Consider the following 25,143-nt stretch of genomic DNA (forward strand, 5'->3'; position numbering starts at 1 on the left):
CCCGGGGGAGGCCATCGTGCGGGTTCGACGGATCGAGGACGGTGGTCGATCGGCGGTCGCGGTCGCACACGAGTCCGGCGCATGGGTCGACCTCGACTCTGCCGCGGCGATGTTCGGACACGACCGCCGAGGGCCCCTGACCCGGGACGTCCTGTCGTTCCTCGGTGCGCGCGAACGCGGCCGTGAGCTCGCCGCCGATCTCGCCGACCGCGCCGTGGCCGAGGGTGTCGCGCTCGTGGAGCCCGGGCACCGACTGTCGTTCGACGCCCGGTCGTTGCGGTGCTTCATGGGCTGGGAACAGCACTGGACCCAGGCCGCGCACAGCCTGGTCCGTCGTAATCTCCCCGCGGCGATGCCGTTCATCCGCGGTGTCGAGGTGGTGACGCGCAGGACGTTCCCCGCACTCCGTCCCGGGGCGGCCTACGACGACCATCCCGTGTACTACACCGGCAACCACCGCACGATCCGCGCACACGGTCAGCCGCTCCCCTGGCCCGACTACACCGACCTGTTGGACTACGAACTCGAGTTCGGTGTCGTCGTGGACCGTCCCCTACGCGACGCCACGGAGTCGGAGGCGACGTCGGCGATCGCCGGGTTCGTGGTGTTCAACGACGTGAGCGCTCGGGACACGCAGTGGGACGAACAGCGGCGCAGCCCGTTCGGGCCGGTGGTGAAGACGAAGACGTTCGCCAGCTCGATGGGGTCGGAGATCGTCACGCCCGACGTGGTTCTCCCTGTGATCGACGCGCTTGAGGGGAGGGTCGAGGTCAACGGGCAGACATGGGCCACGACCAGCACGGCGGGTCTGCGGTACGGACCCGGCGAGTGCATCGCCTACGCGAGCCGAGGTGAGGACATCGGCGTCGGCGAGTTGTTCACCTCCGGCACGCTGCCGTCCGGTTCCGGGTTGGAGATCGACCGGTGGATCGGTGCCGGCGACGAGGTGACCTTGACCCTCGAGCGGATCGGATCGGTGTCGAACCCGGTGGGTCACAAAGGCGCTGCGGCCGGGCCCGCCTGAGCGACGCATCGGCGCACGATCGTCAGGACGGTGTCCGTCTGTGACTCGTCGACCGGCGCGTACAGGAACAGGTAGCTGTCGGGCAGACCCAGCGGCCGGCGGCCGGCCAGTGGATGGCGTTCGCCCCATCCGTGGTCGATGATCGTCGCCACGTCCGCGGGTGCGGCGACGACGTGGAGTGACCCCTGTCCGGCGTGTACGTGGGCCACCTCCCCGCCGGTGGCACGAACCCAGGACGCGCCCGGGTCATCGGCGAACACGGCGTCCCCGTGGCGTTCGAGGCGGCTGGTCGCCACATGACACCCCGGCTGCTCTCCCACAGCGGCGACGCGGGCGAGCAGATCGCTCACCAGCGAAGTGTCGGGGATGCCGTCGAGTTGTCGGTGCGGGATCACGAACGGCGCCATGGCCGGTCGTGATCCCCCGCGTCGCGGCAGGGCCAGCGCGTCCGGCCCGCGGTGGTCGGTGTCCCCGGACGTGGACAGGGTGTCGCGGCGGACGGTCCCGAGCGCGCGGGCGATGCCCCACCCGAGGGGATTGGCGGGAAGGCCACCCGGTCCCACGGCACGCCACGCCCGGTAGTCGGCGATCACCATCCTGTGCCTCTCGCGGTCGTCGTCGTATCAACGGCTGTTGTGCCACTGGTGTCTACGGCATCATGGCATCCGAGGACCGACGAGCGGAACGAGACGACGATGCGACTGATCCTGCGGTGGTTCGTGATGCACGGCTTCCTGCGGCTGGTGGCCGGTCGTGCCGCCGCCGCGGGAGATCTGCAGGCGCGGCTCATCGGCGACCCCGACGTCCGCGAGGACCCGACAGGTCTCTACGCGGAGATCCGTGCGCGGGGTCCGGTGGCGACGGGTCGGCTTGCGGCGATCACCGTCGATCACGGTGTCGTGCACGAGGTCCTGCGCTCCGACGACTTCCGCACCATCATCCTGGGCTCGCGACTCCCCGGACCGCTCGGGTTCATCGAGCGGCACACACGATCCACCGCCCTGCACCCGTTGCGACCGCCGTCGCTGCTGGCGACCGAACCGCCCCAGCACACCAGCTACCGCAAGATGGTGTCGTCGGTGTTCACCGCGCGGGCCGTCGCGGCCATGCGGGAGAACGTGGAGGACACGGCCGCTCGACTGCTCGACGATCTCGACGGCAGGGCCGGGACGGTCGACATCGTCGCGGAGTACTGCGCGAAGCTGCCGGTCACGGTCATCGGCGACATCCTCGGGGTGCCCGAGGCGGAGCGCGACCAGGTGCTGCACTTCGGCGAACTCGCCGCACCCAGTCTCGACCTCGGCCTCCCCTGGGGTCAGTTTCGTCGTGTCGAGCATGGCATCGAGGGGTTCAACGACTGGCTGGCCGACCATCTGGACGCACTGAGGACGAACCCCGGCGACGACCTGATGAGCCAGCTCATCCGCGCCACCGACGACGGCGTGTCGCTCACCGACGAGGAACTGCGCGGCATCGCGGGCCTCGTGCTCGCCGCCGGATTCGAGACCACCGTGAACATCCTGGGCAGCGGGATCGACCTGCTGACCCGTCACCCGGATCAACTCGCACTGCTGCAGGAGGACCCGTCGCTGTGGGCGAACGCCGCCGACGAGATGCTCCGCCTGCGCTCGCCGGTCCAGATGACCGCGCGCTCCGCGGTCCGCACGACCGAGGTGGGAGGAGTGTCGTTCGACCGCGGCGAGCTCATCATCCTGGTGCTGGCGGGTGCGAACCGCGACCCCGCGGTCTTCACCGACCCCGACCGGTTCGACGTGACGCGGTCCAACGCGGCCAAGCACCACTCGTTCTCGGGCGGCCGGCACTACTGCCTGGGTGCGGCACTCGCCCGCGCCGAGACCGAGGTCGGCCTGCGTGCCCTCTTCGACCGCTACCCCGACCTCCGCGAGGCCGGGACGCCGGTCCGGCGCGACACCCGTGTGCTGCAGGGGTATTCGTCGATGCCCGTGATCCTGGGCGATCGCAGCACCGCGCGCGCCTGAACCGGCGTCGAGACGATCAGGCCAGATCGAGCAGTCGCAGGTCGGACACGTACTTCGCGATGAGGGCCTCGGTCAGGTGCGGGATCTCACCGCCGTCACCGAGCCCCGCGTCGGCCACCGCCGCCACGAACCGGGTGGACGGGATGGCCGATCCGTGGTCCACCGGCTGCGGCGCGCGGTAGGAGTGCATGAGCGGTGCCACCGACGCCTGGCGGATGCGCTCGGGCAGACCGCGGATCGCGGTCTCGAAACGCTCCACCCAGGTGTCGAAGTCGTCGACCCGCCGGAGTGCCACACCGGCGTCCTGCATCCAGTCGACGACGGTGTCGAGGGAGATGCCGTCGTCGTGCGGGTTGACGACGTTGTAGGTCTCGAACCCCTTCGTGACGGACTCGCCGAGGACCGTGATCGCGTGCGCGGTGAAGTCGGCGGGCAGTCCGTCGTAGTGGGCTCGCGCCCGGCTGCCGTCGGCCTCACGCGGATAGAACGACGCCGGCGCCAGACCGGTCGCGATGACGGTGAGCAGCAGCCGCGAGAACGTGTCCGGCACGTTGAGCTGACCCGCGAACTCGCTGTGGGCCAGGATCATGTCCGACCGGAACACCGACACGGGCAGCTCGCACAGGTCGTGTGCCTCGCGCAGGAGGACCTCGCCGGCCCACTTGCTGTTGCCGTAGCCGTTCGCGTACCCCTCGGAGACGGCACGTTCGCTGCTGGCCGCACGGATGTCGAGGTCCTCGTCGAGGACGGACGGACCGCCCTCGCTGGCGACGCCCACGGTCGACAGATAGGTGACCGGCTTGCGGACCGAGGTCAGCGCCAGCCGGATGATCTCCGCCGTGCCGAGGACGTTCGGGGCGAACAGCTGCTCGTAGGGCAGCACGTGGTTCACCAGCGCCGCGGGGTGGACGATCCGATCGACATCGGCGGCGAGGCGGTCCCAGGTCGGCCCGTCGAGACCGAGGCGCGGTGACGAGATGTCGCCGGCCAGGACGTCGAGCCGTCGTTCTGCCAGCTCACGGAACCGTGCGGAGAGCGCCTCGTCGCCCGAGTCGAAGACCGAGGTCAGTCGCCGACGGGCGTCGTCGGTGTCGCGCCCGCGCACGATGCAGATCAGGGTGCCGTCCACCGCGTCGAGCCGTTCGAGCCACTCGAGGCACAGGAAGCGCCCCAGGTAGCCGTTCGCGCCGGTGAGCAGGACGGTCGTCGGTGATTCCGGGGCGCTCGGGAGCGACGGTGCGGCGCCGAGCAGCTCGCTGTCGAGGAACGCATCGAGACGCAGGTCCGAGGCGCGGATGGTGGTCGCGCCCGCGCCGTGCACCGTAGAGAAGGTCGGTGATGCGGCCTCGCCGGACCTCTGGGCCTCGATGTGGTCGGCGATGGCGGCCATGTCCGTCGCGGCGCTCATCAGCAGCCCGACCGGGACCTCGACGCCGAAGATCTCGGTCAGCAGGGTCGAGAAGCTCAGGGCCGACAGCGAGTCGCCGCCGAGGTCGGAGAAGTGCGCGTCGGGTGCGACCGCACCGCCACCCCCGATCACCGCGGCCGCCGCCCGTCCGACGGTCTCGGCCACGGGACGGGAGTCGCTGTCGCGACGCAGCTGACGCAGCTCGTCGGTCTGCCCCTGTGCGAGTTCGCGGTACAGCTCCTCGAGGCGCTCGCCGTAGTGGTCGATCAGCTTGGGTCGCAAGACCTTGCCGACACCCGACAATAGCCCGTTCTCGCGGCTGAAGGGGGTCGTCTCCACGAGGACGTCGCGCGGGATCTCGTAGGAGTTCAGGCCGGCCTCGCGACCGACCCGCTTGAGGGTGTCGACGATGGAGGCGCGCAGGGCGGCGTCGTCGCCACCGCTGCGGGCGATCGCGTCCTCGGTGGGCACGACGACGGCGAGCAGGAAGGACCGGGAGCTGTTGCCGTACACGAAGATCTGTCGGACGGTCTCGGCGGCGGCGAACGTCGCCTCCACCCGCGACAGGGCGACGAACTCGCCCTGGGCCAGCTTCAGCACGTTCTTGCGGCGGTCGAGGTAGGTCAGGTGATCGGGGCCGAGCTCGGCCATGATGTCGCCGGTCTTGTAGAAGCCGTCGTCGTCGAAGACCTCCGCAGTCACCTCGGGTCGCTTGTAGTAGCCGGGGAACAGCGACTCGGACTTGATGAGCAGCTCGCCGCGGGGATGCGGGTGGTCGTCGACGTGATACCCCAGCTCGGGGACGTCGACGAGCTTGTACTCGGTCACCGGCGGCCGGGTGATCTGGCCGTCGATGAGCACCGACCCCGCCTCGGTGGACCCGTACCCGTCGATGAGGTGGACGTCGAGGCACTCGGCGATGAAGTCGGCCATCTCGGGCGCGAGCGGCGCGGTCCCGCACAGCGCGCTGAGGACCCGTCCGCCGAGGACGGTCTCCCGGATGTCCTGACGGACCGCGGCCTCGTCGTCCTCGGTGGGATCGTCGGCGCGGCGGTCGAGTTCGCTCAGGTACCGCTGATGGATCATGTCGCACACGCGCGGCACGAGGGCCAGGTCGGTCGGACGCACGAGGGCGATGTCGTCCATGAGGGTCGAGAGGTCGGCGGCGGCGACGAAGTACGCGGTGCCGCCGGTGGCGAGGGTCTTGGCCAGCATCGCGCGGCCCGCCACGTGGCTCATGGGCATGTAGTTGACGGTGATGGCGGGCAGCGTCGCGTCCCCGGTGAACCAGAACGTGGTCCAGAGCCGCCGGACCGCGCGCAGCGGGTACATCGCGCCCTTCGGCGCCCCGGTGCTCCCCGAGGTGTAGATCAGGTTGGCCAGGTCGTCGGAGTGGTCCTGGCCGTCGTCGCTGCCGTGCGGGGCCGGCGCGGGAAGATCCGTGCCGCGATCGAGCACCTCGGCCATCGTCGTGACGGCGATCCCGGCGTCGGTCAGATCCCGCCGGACACGGTCGACGGCGTCGCGCTCGGCGCTGTCGCGAGCATCGTGGTCGAAGATCAGGACGTGATCCGGTCGGTGGTCCGTGGTGGCCAGTTCGACGACGTCGTCGAGGTGATCGGTGGCGATCGCCAGGAGGCGGGGCGCCGTCTCGCCGATGATGGGCAGGAGCTGGGCGGGGACAGAACTGGTCTGCAGGGGCACGGTGACCAGGCCGGAGCGGATGCACGCCAGGTCGAGCGTCGCGTAGTCGACGCTGGTGAACCCGAGTGTGGCCACGAAGTCCCCGGCGGTGAGTCCGTCGGCCGCCCACGCCGCCGACACGGCCGTGACCCGGTCCGACAGCTCCCCGTAGGTGATCGTCTCGAACTCGGGCAGCACCCGGACCGTCGTCGCGCCCGTGTCGTCGGTGACCGTCTCGGTCGCGCGACGTCCCAGGGCGGGTCGGTCGGCGTAGCGCGTCAGGATCGCGTCGATGACCGCGGTGAGCGGGAGGTCGCCGGCCAGCACCGACTCGGCGAGATCGGGGTCCGGGACGGCGTCCCGGAACTGCGGATCGTTCTCGAGCAGATGCTGGCGCCGCTGCGCGAGGCGCTCGTCGCGGGCGTCTGTCGCGGACTCCGAAGCGGTCATGATGTGCCCTCCTGTCACTCCCGATGAACGGGGACCTCCACCTCACACTGGATCGTGAGCTTAGTACAACTAAGTACACAGGCATCCCCCGCTATTCCGGGCGCGGGTGTGGCGTGGATCTCTGTCGCTTCTCAGATGCGCTCGCCGCGTAGGGCTTTCGTCGGATTGGTCCGATTCGTCGCACGCGTGCGGCGACGACGACGCGGTCAGCGGGAGGGTGACAACCGGCGTTCGATGCGCTTTGCGGTGAGCAGGCGTGCGACAAAGGCGACGGCCAGGGACACGACGAACAGGGCCGCCTCGATGATCCAGGTGTCGAAATGCGACGTGGCCGCGTCCACGGCGTTCCCGCTGAAACCCACGGCGATGCCGCTGAGTATCGCGGACCCGAAGGCGGGATATCCGGCCCTGTTCTCCAGTCGGACCTTCCAGTCCACCGCGTCGCGACGTGACTGGTCGTCAGGACCCGATCGCCGGTGCCGGGACGCCTCGATCGCGAGTTCGAGATCGGGGTCCCACGGCGCCCGCCACGCGCGCACCGTCGACCACACCCACCCGGCGACGATGGCCACGTCGACGATCGTCAGCAGCACCGCCCCGACGATCGTCACCCTCCGATCGTATCGTCGGCGCGACCCGGCGCCGGTCGCGTCAGGCAACCGGTCCCGCGGGATCAGTACACGTCGCGCAGGTACCGCTTGTCGGCGGCGAGAGCCTTCACGTACGCCTGCGCGCTGTGCGGCGCCAGCTTCCCGAACTCCGCGACGATGCCGACGAGCGCGTCGTCGACGTCGGAGGCCATCCGCTCGGCGTCACCGCACACACAGAACACGGCCCCGCGCTGCAGCCAGCGGAACAGCTCCTCGCCGTGTTCCCGCATCCGGTCCTGCACGTAGACCTTCTCGGCCTGATCGCGGGAGAACGCGACGTCGAGACGGGTGAGCACACCGTCGTCCCGGAGCGACTCCAGTTCGTCGCGGTAGTAGAAGTCGGTGGCCTCGTGCTGCTCACCGAAGAACAGCCAGTTCGGACCGGTGTGGCGCAACGCCCGACGCTCCTGCAGGAACGCCCGGAACGGGGCGACCCCGGTGCCGGGTCCCACCATGATGAGCGGCGTCGTCGGGTCGGTCGGCGGGCGGAACGACGACGACCGCTGGACGTAGATGCCGACGTCGTCGCCGTCGGAGTGGTCGGCGAGATAGGTCGAACAGACGCCGCGACGGGGTGTGCCGTGCACGTTGTGGCGGACGGCCGACACGGTCAGTTGCACCTCGTCGGGGTGGGCCAGCGGGCTCGACGAGATCGAGTAGAGCCGCGGCCGCAGAGGCGACATCACCGTCAGCCATTCGTCGACCGTCGCGCGGACGGGATGGTCGGCGAGGAGGTCGACCGCCTGCCTGCCCCAGGCCCAGTCGGCGAAACGGTCTCGGTTCTCCGGCAGCATCAACGCCTCGAGATCGACGTCCCCGGTGCGGGCGATCACGAAGCGCATCAGGTCCGGCGTGATCTTCGCGAGCTCGAGCTTGGTCCGCAGTGCGTCGCGCAGGGTGATCCCGGCCGCGGACGGGAGGTCGATGCGTGTGGCGCCGTCCGCCCCGGTGTGATCGAGCCACTCGTCGACGATGCGCTCGTCGTTGCGGGGCCACACCCCGAGCGCATCGCCGGTCTCGTAGCTGATGGTGCCGGCGGGGACGGCGAACCCGATCTGTCGCACGTCCTTGCTGGAGCCGTCCCGGGTGAGGGGGACGTTGCGCACCACCTCGGTCAGCAGCGGTGACCGGCGGTCGTGGCGGCGGGAGGAGGGCGCGGGGCCGGACGTGGCGACGGGAGATGCCTGCGGGGAGGACTCGCTGTCGTCGTCACTGGAGATCGCGGCGATCACCGCGTCGACCCATGCAGATGCCCGGTCCTCGTACTCCGGTTCGCAGTCCACGCGGTCGACGAGACGCGTCGCACCGAGCTCGGCGAGGCGTTCGTCCAGGCGGCGCCCGTGGCCGCAGAAGTCCGCGTACGACGAGTCCCCCAGCGCGAGAACGGCATAGCGCAGTGATCCGAGATCGGGCGACTGCTTGGCCAGCGTCCCCCAGAAGTCGGCCCCGTTGTCGGGGGCGTCCCCGTCGCCCGTGGTGGAACTGACGAGCAGCACCGGCCCTGCGGTCGTCAGCTGTCCGGGATCGAAGGAGTCCATCGCCTGCGCGTGCACTCGGAGACCGGCGCCGGTCAACCGCGCGGAGACCTCGTCGACGACCTCCTCGGCGGTCCCGGTCTGCGACGCCCACAGCAGCAGGACGGACCCGTCGGTCGACTCCTCCCCCGCCGGTGCGGACCCGGGCAGGCCAGGCGTCGACGACGACCCACGGGAGTACATCCCGGCGAGCAACCCGTCGAGACGCAGCCGTGTGCCGACGCCCAGCGGTGAGTGCTCGGGAACCGTCGGCACCTCGCCGGCCGCCACGCTCGAGGTCGCCAGGCCGGTGAGGAAGCCCGAGATCCACTGCCGTTCTGCGTCATCCGGGGCGCGGTCGCCGGTGAACGTGGCGGCGTCGACCCCGAGTGCCGCGGCCAGGAGCGCAGGACGGTCGTCGTCGGCCGCGGGAGGCGACGAGTCGTCTGACGCCACCGGTTCGACGGGTGCGTCCACACGCGCCAGTCGCACGGCGCACACCTTGAACTCGGGTTGGGCCGAGTCGGGGTCGACGGCATCGTTGGTGACGGCGTTGACCGCGACGTCGTCGGCGAACCGATCGGCGAAGTGGAAGGGCGCGAAGCAGCATCCCGGCAGCACCCGATCGGTGATCCGGGCCGGCAAGACGACCCGTCCCCGGCGTGACACCACCTCGACGCGGTCGCCGTGCGCGACCGTCAGCGCGAGTGCGTCGTCGGGATGGATCTCGAGGAACGGTTCGGGGTCCAGCTTGCGCAGCTTCGCGACGCGACCCGTCTTGGTCATCGTGTGCCACTGGTGGGCCAGGCGACCGGTGTTCAGCAGGAACGGGTGATCGTCGTCGGGCATCTCCGCGGGGTCCACGGCCGGACGGGCCAGGAACCGTGCCCGACCGCTCGGGGTCGGGAACACGGGCCGAGCGGCGTCACCCGGGCCGGCGTCCGCAGGGGTGTCGACGTAGCGGATGGGGTGGCGCCGGCTGGTGGACCCCGGCGGGCAGGGCCACTGGATCGGCCCGTCCGCGAGCGCGGCGTAGGAGATCCCGCGCAGGTCCCACCCCGTGCGCGGGTTGTGGAACCGGCGGATCTCGTCGAAGACCTCCTCGGCGCAGGAGTGGGCGAAGTGCCCGCCGTACCCGAGCTCGCGGGCGACGTCGGCGATGATCCGCCAGTCCGGCAGGGACTCCCCCGGGGGTGAACCGGCGGGGCCGCAGAGCGTCAGTGATCGCTCGGAGTTGACCATGACCCCGTCGGTCTCGGACCACATGGCGGCCGGAAGGACGATGTCGGCGTAGTCGGTGGTCTCGGTGTCGCCGTACACGTCCTGGACCACGACCAGGTCCGCACGGCGCAGCGCGTCGACGACGGTCGAGCGATTCGCGACGCTCGCGACGGGGTTGGTGCAGATGATCCAGGCGGCGCGGATCTCCCCCGCCGCCATCCGCTCGAACATGTCGATCGTGCCACCGCCGACGTGGCGGGAGACGGACCCGCGGGGAACACCCCAGGTGTCCTCGACGAACTCCCGGTCCGCGTCGTCGAGGACGGACCGCTGACCGGGCAGACCGGGACCCATGTACCCCATCTCGCGACCGCCCATCGCGTTCGGCTGACCCGTGAGCGAGAACGGGCCGCTGCCGGTGCGGCAGATGGCGCCCGTGGCGAGGTGCAGGTTGCACAGCGCGTTGGTGTTCCACGTGCCATGGGTCGACTGGTTGAGACCCATGGTCCACAGGCTCATCCACTCGTCGGACTCGCCGATCCACCGCGCCGCCGTGCGCAGGTCGTCCTCGGTGATCCCGCACCGGTCCGCGACAACCGCCGGCGGGTAGTCGACCAGAGACGCGGCGAGCTGATCCCAGCCCTCGGTGCACTCGCCGATGAAGTCCTCGTCGACGTGGCCGTCCGCGACCAGCAGATGCAGCAGCCCGTTGAGCAGCCAGAGGTCGGAGCCCGGCCGCACCTGCAGATGGAGGTCGGCCTTGGCCGCGGTGGCCGTCCGTCGCGGGTCGACCACGATGACCCGGGCCCCCGACCGCACGCGGTCGAGCATGCGCAGGTGCAGGATCGGATGGCAGTCGGCCATGTTCGACCCGATCACGAGGAACGTGTCCGCGTGGTCGATGTCGTCGTAGGAACCGGGCGGGCCGTCGGCGCCGAGCGACTGCTTGTACCCGGTGCCCGCGCTGGCCATGCACAGCCGCGAGTTCGACTCGATGGTGTTCGTGCCCAGGCAGCCCTTCACGAGCTTGGTCGCGAGGTACTGGGCCTCGGTGGTCATCTGGCCGGAGACGTAGACGGCCACGGCCTCCGGACCGTGCTCGTCGATGATCGCCCGCAGCCGTGCGCCGGTCTCCCGGATCGCCGTCGTCGTGTCGACCGGCAGCGCGGCCTGATCCCGCGTCGCGCGCATCAGGGCGGTGTGGAGTCGCCCCGGCGCGGTGAGCATGTCCGCCGTGGTGGCACCTTTGGTGCAGAGTCGCCCCCGGTTGGCGGGATGGTCGACGTCGCCGGTCGACCGGGTGACGGTCTCGACGCCGTCGGGTCGTGTGCCCAGCTCGAGGACGATGCCGCACCCGACGCCGCAGTAGCCGCACACCGACCGCACGCTGCTCGTCGAGACCATTCCGCCACTGTGTCGGTCGCCCCGCTCCGCGGGGTTGCCTGACTGTGAGTCGGAGGTGACTTTCTGCTCACGGCGGGTCGAAGTCGTCGGTGAGGGCATGGGCGACACGGCCCGCCGCCCCCGTCGTCGGAGCTGGTACAAATCGGCACGTGAGCGAACACAGTTTCGGACTGCGCACGCGGGCGATCCACGCGGGTGCGCGCGTGGACCCGACGACCGGTGCACGGGCGGTCCCGATCTACCAGACGGCCAGCTACGTCTTCAGTGACGCCGACGACGCCGGTGACCTCTTCGCGCTGCAGAAGTACGGCAACGTCTACTCCCGGATCGGCAACCCGACCGTCGCCGCGTTCGAGGAACGCATCGCGAGCCTCGACGGCGGCATCGGTGCGGTCGCCACCGCGAGCGGGCTGTCGGCGGAGTTCGCCGTGTTCGCGACGCTGTGCGGCGCGGGCGACCACATCGTCGCCGCGGCCGGTCTCTACGGCGGCACGGTGACCCAGCTCGACGTGACGATGCGACGATTCGGCGTCGAGACGACCTTCGTCCCGGGCACGGATCCCGCCGCCTACGCGGCGGCGATCACCGACCGCACCCGACTCGTCTACGCCGAAGTCATCGGCAACCCGTCCGGCGACATCGCCGACCTCGAGGGTCTGGCCGCGGTCGCGCACGAGCACGGGTTGCCGCTCGTCGTCGACGCCACCATGAACACCCCGTGGCTGTGCCGACCCATCGAGTTCGGCGCCGACGTGGTGGTGCACTCCGCGACGAAGTTCCTCGGCGGGCACGGCACGACGCTCGGCGGTGTGGTCGTGGAGTCGGGTCGATTCGACTGGGGCAACGGGCGTTTCCCGGCCATGACCGAGCCCGTCCCGTCCTACGGCGGGCTGAGCTGGTGGGGCAACTTCGGGGAGTACGGGTTCCTCACCAAGCTGCGCAGCGAACAGGTGCGTGACCTCGGTGCGAGCCTGTCGCCGACGTCGGCGTTCCAGCTGCTGCAGGGTGTGGAGACGCTGCCGCAGCGGATGGACGCCCACGTGGCCAACGCCCGCGCCGTCGCCGAGTGGCTCGACGCCGACCCCCGGGTCGTGTCGGTCGCGTACGCCGGCCTTCCGGGTCACCCCCATCACGACCGCGCGGCGCACTACCTCCCGGCCGGGCCCGGCGCGGTCTTCGCCTTCCGCATCCGCGGCGGCCACGCGGCGGGACGTGCCCTGGTCGAGAACGTGCGGCTCGCGAGCCACGTCGCGAACATCGGTGACGTCCGCACACTGGTCATCCACCCGGCGAGCACCACCCACCGCCAGCTCACGCCGGACCAGCTCGCCGCGGCGGGGGTGCCCGACGACCTGGTGCGCATCAGCGTCGGCATCGAGGACCTCGACGACATCCTGTGGGACCTCGACCAGGCCCTGACGGCGGCGACGAAGGAGTCCGACGGTGCCCACTGACCTCAGCGACCGGACCTGGGAGGGCCCGAGCGCCGCCCGTCGGCGGGAGATCCTGCTCGCCACGAAGACGATCGCGATCGTCGGTGCCTCCGCCAACCCGGCCCGCGCCAGCTACTTCGTGAACCGCTACCTCACGTCGACGTCGGACTACACGGTGTGGTTGGTCAACCCCACCATCACCGAGATCGACGGGACGCCGGTCTACCCCAGCCTCGCGGACCTGCCCGGGGTCCCCGACATGGTCGACGCCTTCCGTCGTCACGACGACCTCCCGTCGGTGCTGGACGATGCCATCGCGGTCGGGGCGTCCACCCTGTGGCTCCAGCTGGGCCTGTGGCATGAGGACGTCGCCCGACGGGGTGAGGAGGCGGGGTTGAACGTCGTGATGGACCGCTGCGTCAAGATCGAGCACGCCCGGTTCCACGGAGGTCTGCACCTGGCCGGGTTCGACACCGGTGTCATCGACTCGCGCCGTCGGAGCGGACTCTAGGCCGCTGCGGCGCTGGTCAACCGTGTCCTGCGGGGTGCCCATCGCGTGCGGTGACACCATGGGGCGGTGAGCGACGACGACACGCCCCGTTATCTGCCCATCGCCGACCACGGGGTGATCGGTGACCTGCGCACGGCGGCGCTCGTCGGCATCGACGGTCGCATCGACTGGTTCTGTTGTCCCCGGTTCGATTCGCCCAGTGTGTTCGGGTCGCTGCTGGACTCGTCGAAGGGCGGATCCTGGGACGTGTCGATGGTCGACGGGCTGGTGTCGACCAGGCAGTTCTACCTCCCCGACTCGAACGTCCTCGTCACCCGCTTCATGAGCGAGGACGGCGTCGCCGAGGTGCAGGACCTGATGCCGCTGGCCAAGCCGCGAGATCCGGACCACCGCAGCCGCATCGTGCGGCGCATCGAATGTGTCCGCGGCCGCGTCACCATGTCCACCCGTGTCGACCCCGCCTTCGACTACGGGCGTGCTGAGCACACGGCGACGGCCGTCGACGACACACACGTCACGCTCACCGGCGGGGACCTGACGTTGTACCTGGCGTCCGACGTGCCGCTCGAGGTCGACGGCGGCGTCGTCTCCGCCCTCATCCGGCTCGGTGTCGGCGAGGCCGCCACGTTCTCGCTCGGCGTCGACGAGATCCCCGACGACGAGGTCGACTCCGACGCGTCGGACGACATCATCCACGGCACCGTCCGCTTCTGGCAGGCGTGGCTGGCGCAGTCGAACTACACCGGCCGGTGGCGGGAGATGGTGCACCGCTCGGCGCTGGCGCTGAAGTTGATGACGCACGAGCCGACCGGCGCCATCGTCGCATCGGTCACCACCGCGCTGCCCGAGGAGATCGGCGGCGAGCGCAACTGGGACTACCGCTATGTCTGGATCCGCGACGCCGCGTTCTCGCTCTACGGACTCCTTCGGCTCGGCTTCAACGACGAGGCCGCGGCGTTCATGGGGTGGCTCACCCGTCGCTTCAGCGACGGCAACGACGCCGACGGTCGTCCCCTGCGCCTGATGTACACCATCGACGGCGAGACGCCCCCGGACGAGGAGCCCCTCGAGCACTGGGAGGGATACCGCGGATCGACCCCGGTCAACATCGGCAACGGCGCGACCAACCAGATGCAGCTCGACATCTACGGCGAACTCATCGACTCGGTCTACCTGTTCAACAAGTACGGGCCCGGGATCTCCTGGAACTCGTGGAATCAGTTGTGCGGGGTCATGTCCTGGCTCGTCGACAACTGGGACCAGACCGACGAGAGCATCTGGGAGGTGCGGTCGGAGTCGCAGAACTTCGTCTACTCGCGGCTGATGTGCTGGGTGGCGTTCGAGCGCATGATCCGGATGAGCCGGCAACGCGGTCTGCCGGGCGACGTCGCGACGTGGATGCAGACGCGCGACGAGATCTTCGACCAGATCATGACGAAGGGATGGAACGAGGAGCGCCAGACCTTCACGCAGACATTCGAATCCGAGCGTCTCGACGCGTCGCTGCTGCTGATCCCCGCGGTCAAGCTGCTCTCCCCCACCGACCCGCGATTCCTCTCGACGCTGACGGCGATCGAGGACCAGCTCGTCAGCGACTCACTGGTGTTCCGATACGACGCCAGCGATCACGACGACGGGTTGACCGGCACCGAGGGGACGTTCTCCCTGTGCTCGTTCTGGTACGTCGAGGCGTTGACGCGGGTGGGGCGTCGTGCGGACGCCCGACTGGCGATGGAGAAGATGTTCACCCACGCCAATCACCTGGGTCTCTATGCCGAGCAGGTGGGACTGACCGGCGAGCAGCTCGGCAACTTCCCGCAGGCGTTCACCCATCTCGCGCTGATCAGCGCCGCGTTCAACCTCGACCGGGAGCTCGGGAACTGAGCCGCGGCGGGTAATCCCGTCCGGCGGGTCAGCCCGATCTGCGGTAAGTCTGGGTGCATGACGCGAGATGACGTGACCCGCACCATCACCGCCCGGCGGATCGAGCTCGGCCTGACGTGGCAGTCGTTGGCCGACGCGATCGACCGCCCGGTCGTGTGGACCACCGCCGCGCTGCTCGGTCAGCACCCGATCCCCCGGCCGGAGGCCGAGGTGCTGCTGGAGAAGCTGGGCCTGTCGTCGGATCTCGCGCCGATCCTCGGCGCGGTCCCGGTCCGCGGCACCGACCGCGACGTGGTCAGCCAGGACCCGACGATCTACCGCCTCTACGAGGCCCTCGCCGTCTACGGCCCGGCGCTGAAGGAACTGATCCACGAGCAGTTCGGCGACGGCATCATGAGCGCCATCAACTTCAGTGTGGACATCGCGAAGAAGCCGCATCCGTCCGGCGACCGGGTCGTCATCACCCTCGACGGCAAGTTCCTCGCCTACGACTGGGTCTCCGCCGACTGACCGGGTCCCGCCGCCCGACGGACGGCGAGACTGGCGGGGACCGGAGCCGTTTGCCCTACTTCCCGGTGACGAACCAGCCGATGGGTGCGGCCAACTCGTCCGCCGCGCCGGGTCCCATCGACCCCGCGGGGTACGGCTGGACCTTCGGCGGGTTGTCGAGCAGCGGCGCCGCGACCGTCCAGACGTGGGCGAGCCCGTCGGGGCGGGTGAACAGCGACCGGTCGCCGTCGAGGACGTCGTTGAGCAGACGCGAGTACGGCGAGAGCGCGCCACCGTTGTCGGAGTCGACGGTGTCCAACGGCAGGTCGAGGTGGGCGATCGCGAGATCCTCACCGGGGCCGGGCTCCTTCACCGTGACGGTGATGTCGATGCTGCCGTCGCCGGATAGGTCGAAGGTGAGTGCCGCGCCGCCGGCGGGGATGTGGGTGATCGGCCCGTCCTCGGGGCGACGGAACACCAGCGTGACCCGCTGTGCGGAGACGCCGAGCATCTTGCCGGTCCGCAGGACGAACGGCACGTCCCGCCAGCGATCGGTGTCGACCCAGAGTCGCGCCGCGACGAAGGTGTCGGTGGTGGAGTCGTCGGCGATGCCCTCGGTCTCCCGGTAGCCGTCGAACTGCCCGAGGACCACCTCGGAGGTGTCGATGGGCCGGAAGGCCGCGATCACCGATTCGCGGGCGGTCTGCAGGTCGTCGGCCCCGAGGCTCAGCGGCGGCTCCATCGCCACCTCGGCCGCCACCTGGAACAGGTGGGTGACCACCATGTCGAGCACGGCGCCGGTCGCGTCGTAGAACTCCGCGCGATCGGCGATGTCGAGGGTCTCGGGGATGTCGATCTGCACCTGCTCGACGTGCTCCCGGTTCCACAGCCCGGCGAACATGCCGTTGGCGAAACGGAGGATGTGCAGGTTCTGCGTGCTCTCCTTGCCCAGGAAATGGTCGATCCGATAGACCTGCTTCTCGTCGAAGACCTCGTGGACGGCCTCGTCGAGCTCGGTGAAGGACGACTGCGAGGTCCCGAAGGGCTTCTCGTACACCACCCGTGACCCCTCGGCGAGACCGTGCTCGCCCAGGGCCTTCGTGTACTCGGTGAACGTGCTCGGGGGCAACGCGATGTAGTGGACCAGCTGGACGTCCTCGCCGCCGAGGTCGTCGTCGTTGCGGATCTCCTCGATCACGTCGACGAGCTCCCCGGGGTCCTCCGCGGTGAACCCACCGCCGGCGAAGCGCAGGTTCGCCGCGAACGCGTCCCACGAGTCGTCCGCTCCGTCGCCGAACTCCTCGAGCGCCGACTTCACATGGTCGCGGAACTCGTCGTCGGTGCGACGGCCGCGGCCGTTGCCCACGAGACGCCAGCGCTCCGGGAGCAGGTCGCGGCGTTCGAGTTCGTAGAAGGCGGGCAGCACCATCCGTTTGGCGAGATCGCCGGTGGCGCCGAACAAGACGAAGACCGTGGGGGTGTCGGCGGGCATGGTCACCACTATGCCCGACGCGGTCGCGCCCCGTGTCAGTCGTCGGCGGCGAGTGAGAAGACGGGGATCACGCGGTCGGTGCGTTGTTCGTACAGGCGGAAATTCGGCCACACGTCGAGCAGGTCCTGCCATGCCCGCGCGCGGTCGTCCCCGTCGAGCTCGCGCCACCGCACCCGCGTGGCGGAGCCGTCGCGCACGATCTCGGCGGTCTCACAGGCGCGCAGGTTGTGAACCCATGCGGGCATCTTCGGGTTGCCGAAGTAGGACCCCGCAATGAGAAAGTCGCCGTCGCGCGGCGCGCAGAGCAGGGGCGTCGAGCGGACAACGCCGGACTTGCGGCCCGGGACCCGGAGCACCAGGTTCGGCAGCCCGGCGATGTCGAGGACGCTGACGCGCCCCCCGGATGCGCGTTGCAGCCGCATGTCCGTCTTCTCGATGACGGGCAACAGCTTCGGCATCCAACTGATCGCGCCGACGCGCACGGCGATCGGTGTCAGCAGGCCCATCGACGTCTCCCTCCGACCGGGCTCGCCCGGCATGCCCGCATCCGTCGTCCCGGATGTCCCTCGGGGGTGACGATACGCAGCGCCTCAGCGCAGCGCGGCCAGGTTGTCCACGGACTGTCGGACGTCGGATTCGATGACCTTGGCGACGAACCGGCCGACGGGTCCACTGAGCAGACCCCCCGACAGGTCGGCGGCGACCTGGAAACTCGACCCGTCACCGTCCGGGGAGACCCGCAGGTCCAGACGGATACGGACACCGCCCTTGCCGGTGCCCTCGAGGCCGATCCGGGTGGGCGCGTCGTACTCGGTGACGGTCCACGTGATGGTGTTGCGGAACCCCTTGACGCGGATCAGGGACTTGACCGTGGTGCCCTTCTCGATCGTCTCCGGGACGTCGGATCGCCAACCGCCGAAGATGGTGAGCCACTCGTCGAAACGTCGGAGATCCGACGCCAGCGACCACGCTGTCGCGGGGTCGACATCGCTGCGGACGGTCACGTTCAGTTCTGCCACCGGTGCCTCCTGGTCCCTCGTCGACGACCCTACGGGGGTACCCGTCACGACCGAGGCCATGCACGTTTGTGACCTGCGACACGAGTACCCTGAGCACCGCCGTGCCCCCGTCGGGGCCGATGAGATCAGCGATGGACAACCCAACCGGAAGGTGCTGTCCCCATGACCGAGCTCGACCCGTTCTACGAGGACGTCCAGGCCCACTACGACCTCTCGAACGACTTCTTCGACCTGTTCCTCGACCCGTCGCGGATGTACAGCTGCGCGTACTTCAAGGAGGACGACTACACCCTCGAGCAGGCGCAGTACGCCAAGATCGACCTCTCCCTGGGCAAGCTCGGCCTCAAGCCGGGGATGCGACTGCTCGACATCGGCTGCGGTTGGGGCACGACGATCAAGCGCGCGATGGAGGTCTACGACGTCGACGTCATCGGGCTGACGCTGAGCAAGAACCAGTACGAACTGGTGAACGAGTCGCTCGCCGCGGCCACGCCCGAGGGCCGTACGGCCGAGGTGCGTCTGCAGGGGTGGGAGGAGTTCGACGAGCCCGTCGACCGCATCGTCAGCATCGGCGCCTTCGAGCACTTCCGTGCCGAGCGGTACCCGGCCTTCTTCGAGAAGACCTACGGTCTGCTGCCCGACGACGGTGTGATGCTGCTGCACACGATCGTCGCGTTCAACCGCCACGTCATCCGGGAGAAGGGCCTCCCGATCACCCGGGACGTCCTGGCCTTCGCGCGGTTCATCGCCAACGAGATCTTCCCGGGTGGACAGCTCCCGGAGCCGCACGACGTGGAGCGGGAGTCGACCCGCGTCGGGTTCTCGGTCGACCGGATCCAGCCGCTGCAGCAGCACTACGCCCGCACACTCGACACCTGGGCCGCCGCGCTGGCGAAGCGGGAGGACGACGCCGTGCGCATCGCCAACCGCGCCGTGTTCGACACCTACATGAAGTACCTGACCGGCTGCGCGGACTACTTCCGGAACGGGTACATCGACGTCATGCAGTTCACCCTGTCGAAGTGACGGGGGCGCTCAGGCGCTGATCACCGAGAGCATCTGGTCGACCGTCGTCGGCCAGGAGAACGTCTCGGCCCGAGCGCGGGCGCGGTCACGGCCGTCGTCGAGATCCAGCACCGTGCGGACGCCCGCGGTGAACGCCTCCGCGGTGTTCGTCGCGACGGCCCCGCACTCGGTGGTGAGGATCTCGGCGACGGCCGACGTCCGGGAGGCGACGACGGGCGTCCCGGCTGCCAACGACTCCAGGGCGGACAGACAGAACGTCTCGTGCGGCCCGGGGGCCATCGCGACGTCCGCCGCGGCGAGCAGGTCGGCCACGGAATCGCGGGTGTGCAGGAACCCGGTGAACTCCACGGGCAGGCCTTCGGCGTGACGGACGAGCGCGGGGCGCCGCGGTCCGTCACCCGCGATCACCAACCGCGCGTCCACGCCGGCGGCGAGCAACCCGGCGCAGGCGTCGATGCTGCGTTCGACGTGCTTCTCCACCGACAGACGCCCGCAGTGCACCAGCAACGTCGTGCCGGGACGCCGCCATGACCCGCCGCCGGGGGACATGCGCCGGCTCGGGTGGAACAGGTCGAGGTCCACGCCGAGCGGGATGCGGTGCACGTTGTCGGCCCCGACACGGTCGAACTCGGCGCGCGCGAACTCTGTCGTGCACACCACCGCGTCGTAGGACGCGGCGGTGCGGACGTTGGCCACGTCGGCGGCGGCACGTGCCCACGGCCGCGGCATCACCTGCGCCAGCAGGCGATCGAGCCGTTCGTGGGAGATCATGACCGCCACCGCCCCGCGACGACGAGCCCAGGGCCCGAGCCCCCGCAGGGTCAGCCGATCCGACACCTCGACCGCGTCGGGACGCAGCCCCGTCAAGACGTCGACGACGCGACGGGGGTCCGCGACCCGGTAGCCGCCCGTCCACGGGATCGCGGGCGCGGGAACGGTGATGCGCTCCACACCGGTGTCGAGGACCTCGTGGCGGGCAGACCGTCCGGGGACGATCACCGAGACCTGGTGTCCACGTTCACTGTAGCCGCGACCCAACTGGTCGACCGCGGTCCGCAGTCCACCCGACCGGGGTCCGTAGAAGTTGGCGACCTGCACGATCCGCACCGGCGCAGTGTGGCCCACCCGGTCTCGTCCGTGATGGCCACGAGGTGTCGCGGGATGCAACGTCGCCACAACTCTCGGCGCCGTCGTCGTGACCGCACCCAAGAGTCTCCTGAGGAAATCTGTTGTAACACCGACGAAACGGCGTTATCGGTCACGCGTGGCTAATCTCGGTGGGCATGAAGCCAATCGGAGATCCGGAAGCAGTGGTGTCGTGGGTGCTCGCCGCGATGGCGGGACTGGTGGGTGCGGCAGCGTTCATCCAGACCACGGGCTACTTCGTCACTTTCATGACCGGCAACGCCGAACGCGCCGCCCTGGGCTACTTCGTCGGGCGGCCCGCGATGGCGACGGCCGCGATCCTCATCACCGTCACCTTCGTCGCAGGCGTGGTGGTCGCGTCGCTCCTGCGGCGCCATGTCTGGGTCAACCACCCGCACGGCGCGACCATGCTCACCACCATCTGTCTGGCCATAGCCTCGGTCGTCGACTTCGTGACGGCGGGCTTCGACGCGCCTCAGGTCACCTTCATCCCCATCCTGTTCGTGGCCTTCGGCATCGGGGCCCTCAACACGTCGTTCTGCGACGACAAGAAGGGCGAGGTCTCCGTACCCCTGAGCTACGTGACGGGGACCCTGGTCAAGCTCGGCCAGGGCATCGAACGCCACATCAGCGGCGGCGAGGCCAAGGAGTGGAACGGTTACTTCCTGCTGTGGCTGGCGTTCGTCGCCGGCGGCGTGCTCGGCGCCGTCATCAGCCTCGTGATCACCGGTGGACAGATGTTGTTGACCGCGACCGTGATCTGCGGCGGGGTCGCGCTCTACACCTACCGGCTCGACGAGCGCACGAGCATCCTGGGCTGAGAGTGGCTGCGGCGCAGTCCTGTTCGCGCCAGCTCTGCCGGCGCCGCTCTACTCGTACCGGGGGACCACCGCGTAGACGACGAGGTCGCGCGGTGTCCCCTTGGCGCGGAACCGCCGTCGACGCGTGACGTACTTGTCCGCGTCGGTCGCGTCGAGGGTCGCGCTCGTCGCGAGCACCTCCCCCGCACCGGCGGCGTCGGCGACGCGGGCGGCGATGTTGACGTCCACACCGAGGTAGTCGTCACCGTCGCGTCGCGGGCTGCCGGTGTGCAGTCCCGCGCGCAACGCGGGTCGGTATCCGTCGACGGTGATGGCGCTGACCGCGATCCCCGCCTCGTGTGCCGCCTCGATGGCGTCGGCGCCGTCGACGAAGACGGCCATCACCCCGTCACCGAGCGACTTCACCACCCGACCGCCCCGACGACGGACGATGTCGGTGGTCACCGCGTTGACCTGTCGCACCAGCACCAACACGCGGTCGTCGCCGGCGCCCAGCGCCCACGTCGAGAAGTTGACGAGGTCGGTGAAGAGGATGGTGACCGACCGGGGTGTGGTGTCCTCGACCGCGCGGCGCGCACCGAGCGCCTGCCACATCTGGACCGCGGTCAACCCGAGTTCGCGGACCGCGGTGGGCTGATCGTCACCGGTGCCACCGATGAGGCGCGCCAGGCGATCGCTGTGGCGCTGGGCGGGTCCGGAGAAGTCCAGGACCGGCAGGTCTCCCGGGACGGCGTTGCGTGCCGACCGCGCCGCACGGATTACCGCGTCGGTGCGGTTGACCCGGGCCGCCCAGTCGCGCGCCCGCGACACACCGGTCGCGATCGCCTTCCCCGCACGACGGGCGCGGGTCGACGCATCGTCGTCGGTCACCGCCGCGTCCCGTTCACAGATCGATGGTGCACTCGCCGGAGACCGTCGACACACAGGTCTGGATGCGCTCCCCCTCGCGGTGCTCCTCCCCCGACCGCAGATCGCGGCTGTGACCGCTCTCCAGCGGGACCACACAGGACTGGCAGATGCCCATCCGGCACCCGAAGGGCAGGGCCACACCGAGCGCCTCTCCCGCCTCGAGGATCGTGGTGGCACCGTCGATCTCGGTGCTGCGACCGGACCGCGAGAAGGTCAACGTCCCACCCTCGCCGCGGTCACCGCCGCGGTCGATGGCGAACCGTTCGATGTGCAGTTCGTCGGCCAGCCCGGCTGCGGTCCAGGCGTGTTCGACGTCGTCGAGCATGCGGACCGGCCCGCATGCCCACGTCGACCGCTCGCGCCAGTCGGGGACGAGGTCGTCGAGCCCGGCGAGCTCGACCTTGCCCATCTCGCGGGTCAGCTGCAGGTGCAGCGTGTATGAGTCGGCCGTCTGCGACAGCTCGGCCAGCTCGTCGGCGAAGATGACGTCGTCGCGGGTGGGTGCGGAGTGCACGTGGACGACGTCCGGCAGGGTGCCGCGATGGCGGAGGCTGCGCAGCATGGACATCACCGGCGTGATCCCGCTGCCCGCGGTGATGAACAGCAACCGCGGCGGGGGCGGGCTGGGCAGCACGAAATCCCCGCGGGGCGGGGCCAGTCGGATGACCGTCCCCGGTTCCAGTCCGTCCACGAGATGCGTCGACAGGAAGCCGTCGGGGTTTGCCTTCACGGTCACCGTGATCCGCTTGTGCCGGGACGCGCCGATGGAGGTCAGCGAGTACGAGCGCCAATGCCACCGGCCGCCGATCTGCACCCCGATGCCGACGTACTGCCCGGGACGGTAGTCGTGCGAGAAGCCCCACCCCGTCTCGATCTCCACCGTGGCGGAATCGGTTGTCTCCTTGTGCACCGACACGATGCGGCCGCGCAGCTCACGGGCCGACCACAGCGGGTTCAGCAGGTGCAGGTAGTCGTCGGGCAGCAGCGGCGTCGTCGCCCGCGCCAGCAGTCCGCGCAGCACGTTCGCCTGCGGCGTCGTCGCCGCGACACCCTCCGCGGGACGCCGACTCCACTTGAGCAGATCCATGCGTCGTCTCTTCTCCGGTGCGGCGCTCAGGAGACCGGTGTGCGGTCGGGCGTGGTGACCTCGGCGCGCTCACGACGGTTCGCCGCGATGCTGCTGATGAACGCCGCACCGATGAACGCGACGCCGATGAGCCCGGTGATCACCTCGTTGATGTGGTATTCGATCGAGACGAAGAGGATCACGGCCAGGGCGCCGATCGCCCAGTGGGCCCCGTGCTCGAGGTAGCGGTACTCGGCCAGGCTGCCGGTGCGGACCAGGTACACGGTGATCGACCGGACGAACATGGCGCCGATGAAGCCCAGGCCGAGCGCGATGATGATCGGGTCGGCGGTGATCGCGAACGCGCCGATCACCCCGTCGAACGAGAACGACGCGTCGAGCACCTCGAGGTAGAGGAACAGGAAGAACGCGGCCTTGCCGGTCGCCTTCACGACCGTCGACGGCCCTCGGGACGGGTTGCCGTCGCCGGCCTCCTCGCCCCCGCCCTCCTCGAGTTGCTCGGTGTGGAACAGCGAGCCGAGTCCGTCGACGGTGATGTAGGTGATCATGCCGAGCGTCCCCGAGATGAGGATGGTGGCGCGGTGGGTGTCGTCGGCGAGGAACTCCGCGACGAGGACCAGCGTGCCGCCGGCGATGACGACGGCGAGCTGGTCGAGCCGACCGATGGCGGCCAGCGGCTTCTCCAGCCAGTCCAGCCACGTGATCTCACGCTCGGACAGGATGAAGTTGAGGAACAGCATGAACAGGAACATGCCGCCGAACGCCGCGATCTGCGGATGGGCGTCGGTCAGGATCTGCTCGTAGGACTCCTGCCCGGATCCCTCCGCGGGCGGGTTCATCGCCAGGTCGAAGGCGCGGACCGGGTTCAGCCCGGCGGTGATCCACACGATCACCAGCGGGAACAGCAGCCGCATGCCGAACACGGCGATGATGACGCCGATGGTGAGGAAGATCTTCTGCCAGAACTCGCTCATCCGCTCGAGCACCGTGGCGTTGATGACGGCGTTGTCGAACGAGAGCGACACCTCCAGGATGCCGAGGATCGCGCACAGCGCGACCGCCTCCCAGCTCCCGTAGATGAACGCGACGACGAGGGACACCGCGGTGACGGCGATCGATATCCCGAAGATGCGGACTACCACGTTCCTCACGGGCCTTTCCGGTGGCGCGGCACAGCCCGGGGGACACCGTCGGTGGTGTCACCCCGGGCTGTGCCGACGAGATGGTGGGTGCTGGTCGTCAGACGTTCACACCGTAGTCGCGGGCGATCCCCGCCAGACCGGAGGCGTACCCCTGGCCGACCGCACGAAACTTCCACTCCGAACCCGAGCGGTACAGCTCACCGAAGACCATGGCCGTCTCGGTCGAGGCGTCCTCGGAGAGGTCGTAGCGGGCGAGCTCCTTGCTGTTGGCCTGGTCGACCACGCGGATGAACGCGTTGCGGACCTGACCGAAGGACTGCGAGCGTGCGTCCGCGTCGTAGATCGACACGGGGAAGACGATGGAGTCGACCTCCGGCGGCACCGCCGTGAGGTTGACCTTGATGACCTCGTCGTCGCCCTCGCCCTCACCGGTGGTGTTGTCGCCGGTGTGCTCGATGGAACCGTCGGGCGAGGTCAGGTTGTTGAAGAAGACGAAGTGCTTGTCCGACAACACCTTCTTGTCGGTGCCCGCGGCGATCGCGCTGGCGTCGAGGTCGAAATCGGTACCGGTGGTGGTGCGGATGTCCCAGCCCAGACCCACCGACACCGCGGTGAGGTTCGGTGCCTCCTTGGTGAGGGAGACGTTTCCGCCCTTGCTCAAACTGACGCCCATGTCGGTCCTTTCTCGCCGGCCGGGTCCTCCCCGTGCCGGGTCGCTGATGTCGGGATACCGATGGTCACGGACCCCGTTCGACGCCACCACGGTACGCGTGAACCCGACATCCTGGTCAGGGTCGGCGGTGCCCGGGCGAGTCCGTCGGCCCCGGCGG

20 protein-coding genes are annotated in these 25,143 nt (G+C 69.7%); 8 read left to right on the plus strand and 12 right to left on the minus strand.

What is annotated here, in order from left to right:
* Nucleotides 1-16 precede the first annotated feature (16 nt).
* Complete coding sequence (locus LX14_RS14540) at nucleotides 17-1,024, plus strand: fumarylacetoacetate hydrolase family protein (protein ID WP_253648086.1); 1,008 nt, start codon at nucleotides 17-19, stop codon at nucleotides 1,022-1,024.
* Here the strand turns inward: LX14_RS14540 and LX14_RS14545 are convergent.
* A complete protein-coding gene (locus tag LX14_RS14545) occupies nucleotides 994-1,620 on the minus strand; it encodes a luciferase domain-containing protein (protein ID WP_253648087.1) in 627 nt (208 codons plus the stop codon). The genes LX14_RS14540 and LX14_RS14545 overlap by 31 nt on opposite strands.
* A gap of 99 nt (nucleotides 1,621-1,719) precedes the next feature.
* On the opposite strand from LX14_RS14545, the gene LX14_RS14550 reads away from it, so the two are divergent.
* Complete coding sequence (locus LX14_RS14550) at nucleotides 1,720-3,024, plus strand: cytochrome P450 (protein WP_253648088.1); 1,305 nt, start codon at nucleotides 1,720-1,722, stop codon at nucleotides 3,022-3,024.
* 16 nt (nucleotides 3,025-3,040) lie between these two features.
* Here the strand turns inward: LX14_RS14550 and car are convergent, their stop codons facing one another.
* The 3 genes from car to LX14_RS14565 all read right to left on the minus strand — a co-directional run bounded on the left by car (nucleotide 3,041) and on the right by LX14_RS14565 (nucleotide 11,354).
* Entirely contained in the window at nucleotides 3,041-6,565 is a 3,525-nt protein-coding gene (gene car / locus LX14_RS14555; RefSeq protein ID WP_253648089.1) for a carboxylic acid reductase, read from the minus strand.
* A 206-nt stretch (nucleotides 6,566-6,771) separates the two neighbouring features.
* Nucleotides 6,772-7,176 (minus strand): hypothetical protein, encoded by a 405-nt coding sequence (locus LX14_RS14560; protein WP_253648090.1) that lies wholly within the window; start codon nucleotides 7,174-7,176, stop codon nucleotides 6,772-6,774.
* A 62-nt stretch (nucleotides 7,177-7,238) separates the two neighbouring features.
* A complete protein-coding gene (locus LX14_RS14565) occupies nucleotides 7,239-11,354 on the minus strand; it encodes a bifunctional nitrate reductase/sulfite reductase flavoprotein subunit alpha (RefSeq protein WP_253648091.1) in 4,116 nt (1,371 codons plus the stop codon).
* 149 nt (nucleotides 11,355-11,503) lie between these two features.
* Between LX14_RS14565 and LX14_RS14570 the strand changes: the two genes are divergently transcribed.
* The 4 genes from LX14_RS14570 to cynS all read left to right on the plus strand — a co-directional run bounded on the left by LX14_RS14570 (nucleotide 11,504) and on the right by cynS (nucleotide 15,692).
* Nucleotides 11,504-12,808: an O-acetylhomoserine aminocarboxypropyltransferase/cysteine synthase family protein gene (locus tag LX14_RS14570; RefSeq protein ID WP_253648092.1), complete on the plus strand. Its 1,305-nt coding sequence runs from the start codon at nucleotides 11,504-11,506 to the stop codon at nucleotides 12,806-12,808.
* On the plus strand, nucleotides 12,798-13,298 hold the full coding sequence (locus tag LX14_RS14575) for a CoA-binding protein (RefSeq protein WP_253648093.1): 501 nt from the start codon (nucleotides 12,798-12,800) through the stop codon (nucleotides 13,296-13,298). Before LX14_RS14570 ends, LX14_RS14575 begins: the two co-directional genes overlap by 11 nt.
* 66 nt (nucleotides 13,299-13,364) lie before the next feature.
* A complete protein-coding gene (locus LX14_RS14580) occupies nucleotides 13,365-15,182 on the plus strand; it encodes a glycoside hydrolase family 15 protein (protein ID WP_253648094.1) in 1,818 nt (605 codons plus the stop codon).
* A 57-nt stretch (nucleotides 15,183-15,239) separates the two neighbouring features.
* On the plus strand, nucleotides 15,240-15,692 hold the full coding sequence (gene cynS, locus LX14_RS14585; RefSeq protein WP_253648095.1) for a cyanase: 453 nt from the start codon (nucleotides 15,240-15,242) through the stop codon (nucleotides 15,690-15,692).
* A gap of 55 nt (nucleotides 15,693-15,747) precedes the next feature.
* On the opposite strand, the gene LX14_RS14590 is transcribed toward cynS, so the two are convergent.
* The 3 genes from LX14_RS14590 to LX14_RS14600 all read right to left on the minus strand — a co-directional run bounded on the left by LX14_RS14590 (nucleotide 15,748) and on the right by LX14_RS14600 (nucleotide 18,182).
* Nucleotides 15,748-17,172, minus strand: coding sequence for a glucose-6-phosphate dehydrogenase (locus LX14_RS14590; RefSeq protein WP_372505391.1), 1,425 nt, complete (start codon nucleotides 17,170-17,172; stop codon nucleotides 15,748-15,750).
* Nucleotides 17,173-17,198: 26 nt separating this feature from the next.
* Entirely contained in the window at nucleotides 17,199-17,669 is a 471-nt protein-coding gene (locus LX14_RS14595; RefSeq protein WP_253648534.1) for a nitroreductase family deazaflavin-dependent oxidoreductase, read from the minus strand.
* Nucleotides 17,670-17,753: 84 nt separating this feature from the next.
* The gene (locus tag LX14_RS14600; RefSeq protein WP_253648097.1) at nucleotides 17,754-18,182 is read right to left on the minus strand and encodes a type II toxin-antitoxin system Rv0910 family toxin; all 429 of its coding nucleotides are present in this window, start codon (nucleotides 18,180-18,182) and stop codon (nucleotides 17,754-17,756) included.
* A gap of 162 nt (nucleotides 18,183-18,344) precedes the next feature.
* Between LX14_RS14600 and LX14_RS14605 the strand changes: the two genes are divergently transcribed.
* Nucleotides 18,345-19,208 (plus strand): cyclopropane mycolic acid synthase family methyltransferase, encoded by an 864-nt coding sequence (locus tag LX14_RS14605; protein ID WP_253648098.1) that lies wholly within the window; start codon nucleotides 18,345-18,347, stop codon nucleotides 19,206-19,208.
* A 9-nt stretch (nucleotides 19,209-19,217) separates the two neighbouring features.
* Here LX14_RS14605 and LX14_RS14610 read toward each other — a convergent pair whose 3' ends face one another.
* Complete coding sequence (locus tag LX14_RS14610; RefSeq protein WP_253648099.1) at nucleotides 19,218-20,315, minus strand: glycosyltransferase; 1,098 nt, start codon at nucleotides 20,313-20,315, stop codon at nucleotides 19,218-19,220.
* Nucleotides 20,316-20,491: 176 nt separating this feature from the next.
* On the opposite strand from LX14_RS14610, the gene LX14_RS14615 reads away from it, so the two are divergent.
* Nucleotides 20,492-21,175: a YoaK family protein gene (locus LX14_RS14615; RefSeq protein ID WP_253648100.1), complete on the plus strand. Its 684-nt coding sequence runs from the start codon at nucleotides 20,492-20,494 to the stop codon at nucleotides 21,173-21,175.
* Between the two features lie 48 nt (nucleotides 21,176-21,223).
* Here the strand turns inward: LX14_RS14615 and LX14_RS14620 are convergent, their stop codons facing one another.
* The 4 genes from LX14_RS14620 to LX14_RS14635 form a co-directional block, all read right to left on the minus strand.
* Nucleotides 21,224-21,997, minus strand: a complete 774-nt coding sequence (locus tag LX14_RS14620) for an adenylate/guanylate cyclase domain-containing protein (RefSeq protein WP_253648535.1) — start codon at nucleotides 21,995-21,997, stop codon at nucleotides 21,224-21,226.
* A gap of 61 nt (nucleotides 21,998-22,058) precedes the next feature.
* Nucleotides 22,059-23,171: a ferredoxin reductase gene (locus LX14_RS14625; protein WP_253648101.1), complete on the minus strand. Its 1,113-nt coding sequence runs from the start codon at nucleotides 23,169-23,171 to the stop codon at nucleotides 22,059-22,061.
* Nucleotides 23,172-23,197: 26 nt separating this feature from the next.
* Nucleotides 23,198-24,313 carry a DUF475 domain-containing protein gene (locus LX14_RS14630; RefSeq protein WP_253648536.1) on the minus strand — a complete coding sequence of 372 codons (1,116 nt, stop codon included), beginning with the start codon at nucleotides 24,311-24,313 and terminating at the stop codon, nucleotides 23,198-23,200.
* A gap of 97 nt (nucleotides 24,314-24,410) precedes the next feature.
* Nucleotides 24,411-24,986 (minus strand): TerD family protein, encoded by a 576-nt coding sequence (locus LX14_RS14635; protein ID WP_253648102.1) that lies wholly within the window; start codon nucleotides 24,984-24,986, stop codon nucleotides 24,411-24,413.
* Nucleotides 24,987-25,143: the final 157 nt, after the last annotated feature.

This window comes from Williamsia deligens, assembly GCF_024171765.1.
Lineage (GTDB): Bacteria > Actinomycetota > Actinomycetes > Mycobacteriales > Mycobacteriaceae > Williamsia_A > Williamsia_A deligens.

Coding starts and splice junctions, on each gene's coding strand:
- LX14_RS14545 (WP_253648087.1), bottom strand. CDS start 1,620: ATGGTGATCGCCGACTACCGGGCGTGGCGTGCCGTGGGACCGGGTGGC.
- LX14_RS14550 (WP_253648088.1), top strand. CDS start 1,720: ATGCGACTGATCCTGCGGTGGTTCGTGATGCACGGCTTCCTGCGGCTG.
- car (WP_253648089.1), bottom strand. CDS start 6,565: ATGACCGCTTCGGAGTCCGCGACAGACGCCCGCGACGAGCGCCTCGCG.
- LX14_RS14565 (WP_253648091.1), bottom strand. CDS start 11,354: ATGGTCTCGACGAGCAGCGTGCGGTCGGTGTGCGGCTACTGCGGCGTC.
- cynS (WP_253648095.1), top strand. CDS start 15,240: ATGACGCGAGATGACGTGACCCGCACCATCACCGCCCGGCGGATCGAG.
- LX14_RS14595 (WP_253648534.1), bottom strand. CDS start 17,669: ATGGGCCTGCTGACACCGATCGCCGTGCGCGTCGGCGCGATCAGTTGG.
- LX14_RS14605 (WP_253648098.1), top strand. CDS start 18,345: ATGACCGAGCTCGACCCGTTCTACGAGGACGTCCAGGCCCACTACGAC.
- LX14_RS14615 (WP_253648100.1), top strand. CDS start 20,492: ATGAAGCCAATCGGAGATCCGGAAGCAGTGGTGTCGTGGGTGCTCGCC.
- LX14_RS14625 (WP_253648101.1), bottom strand. CDS start 23,171: ATGGATCTGCTCAAGTGGAGTCGGCGTCCCGCGGAGGGTGTCGCGGCG.
- LX14_RS14635 (WP_253648102.1), bottom strand. CDS start 24,986: ATGGGCGTCAGTTTGAGCAAGGGCGGAAACGTCTCCCTCACCAAGGAG.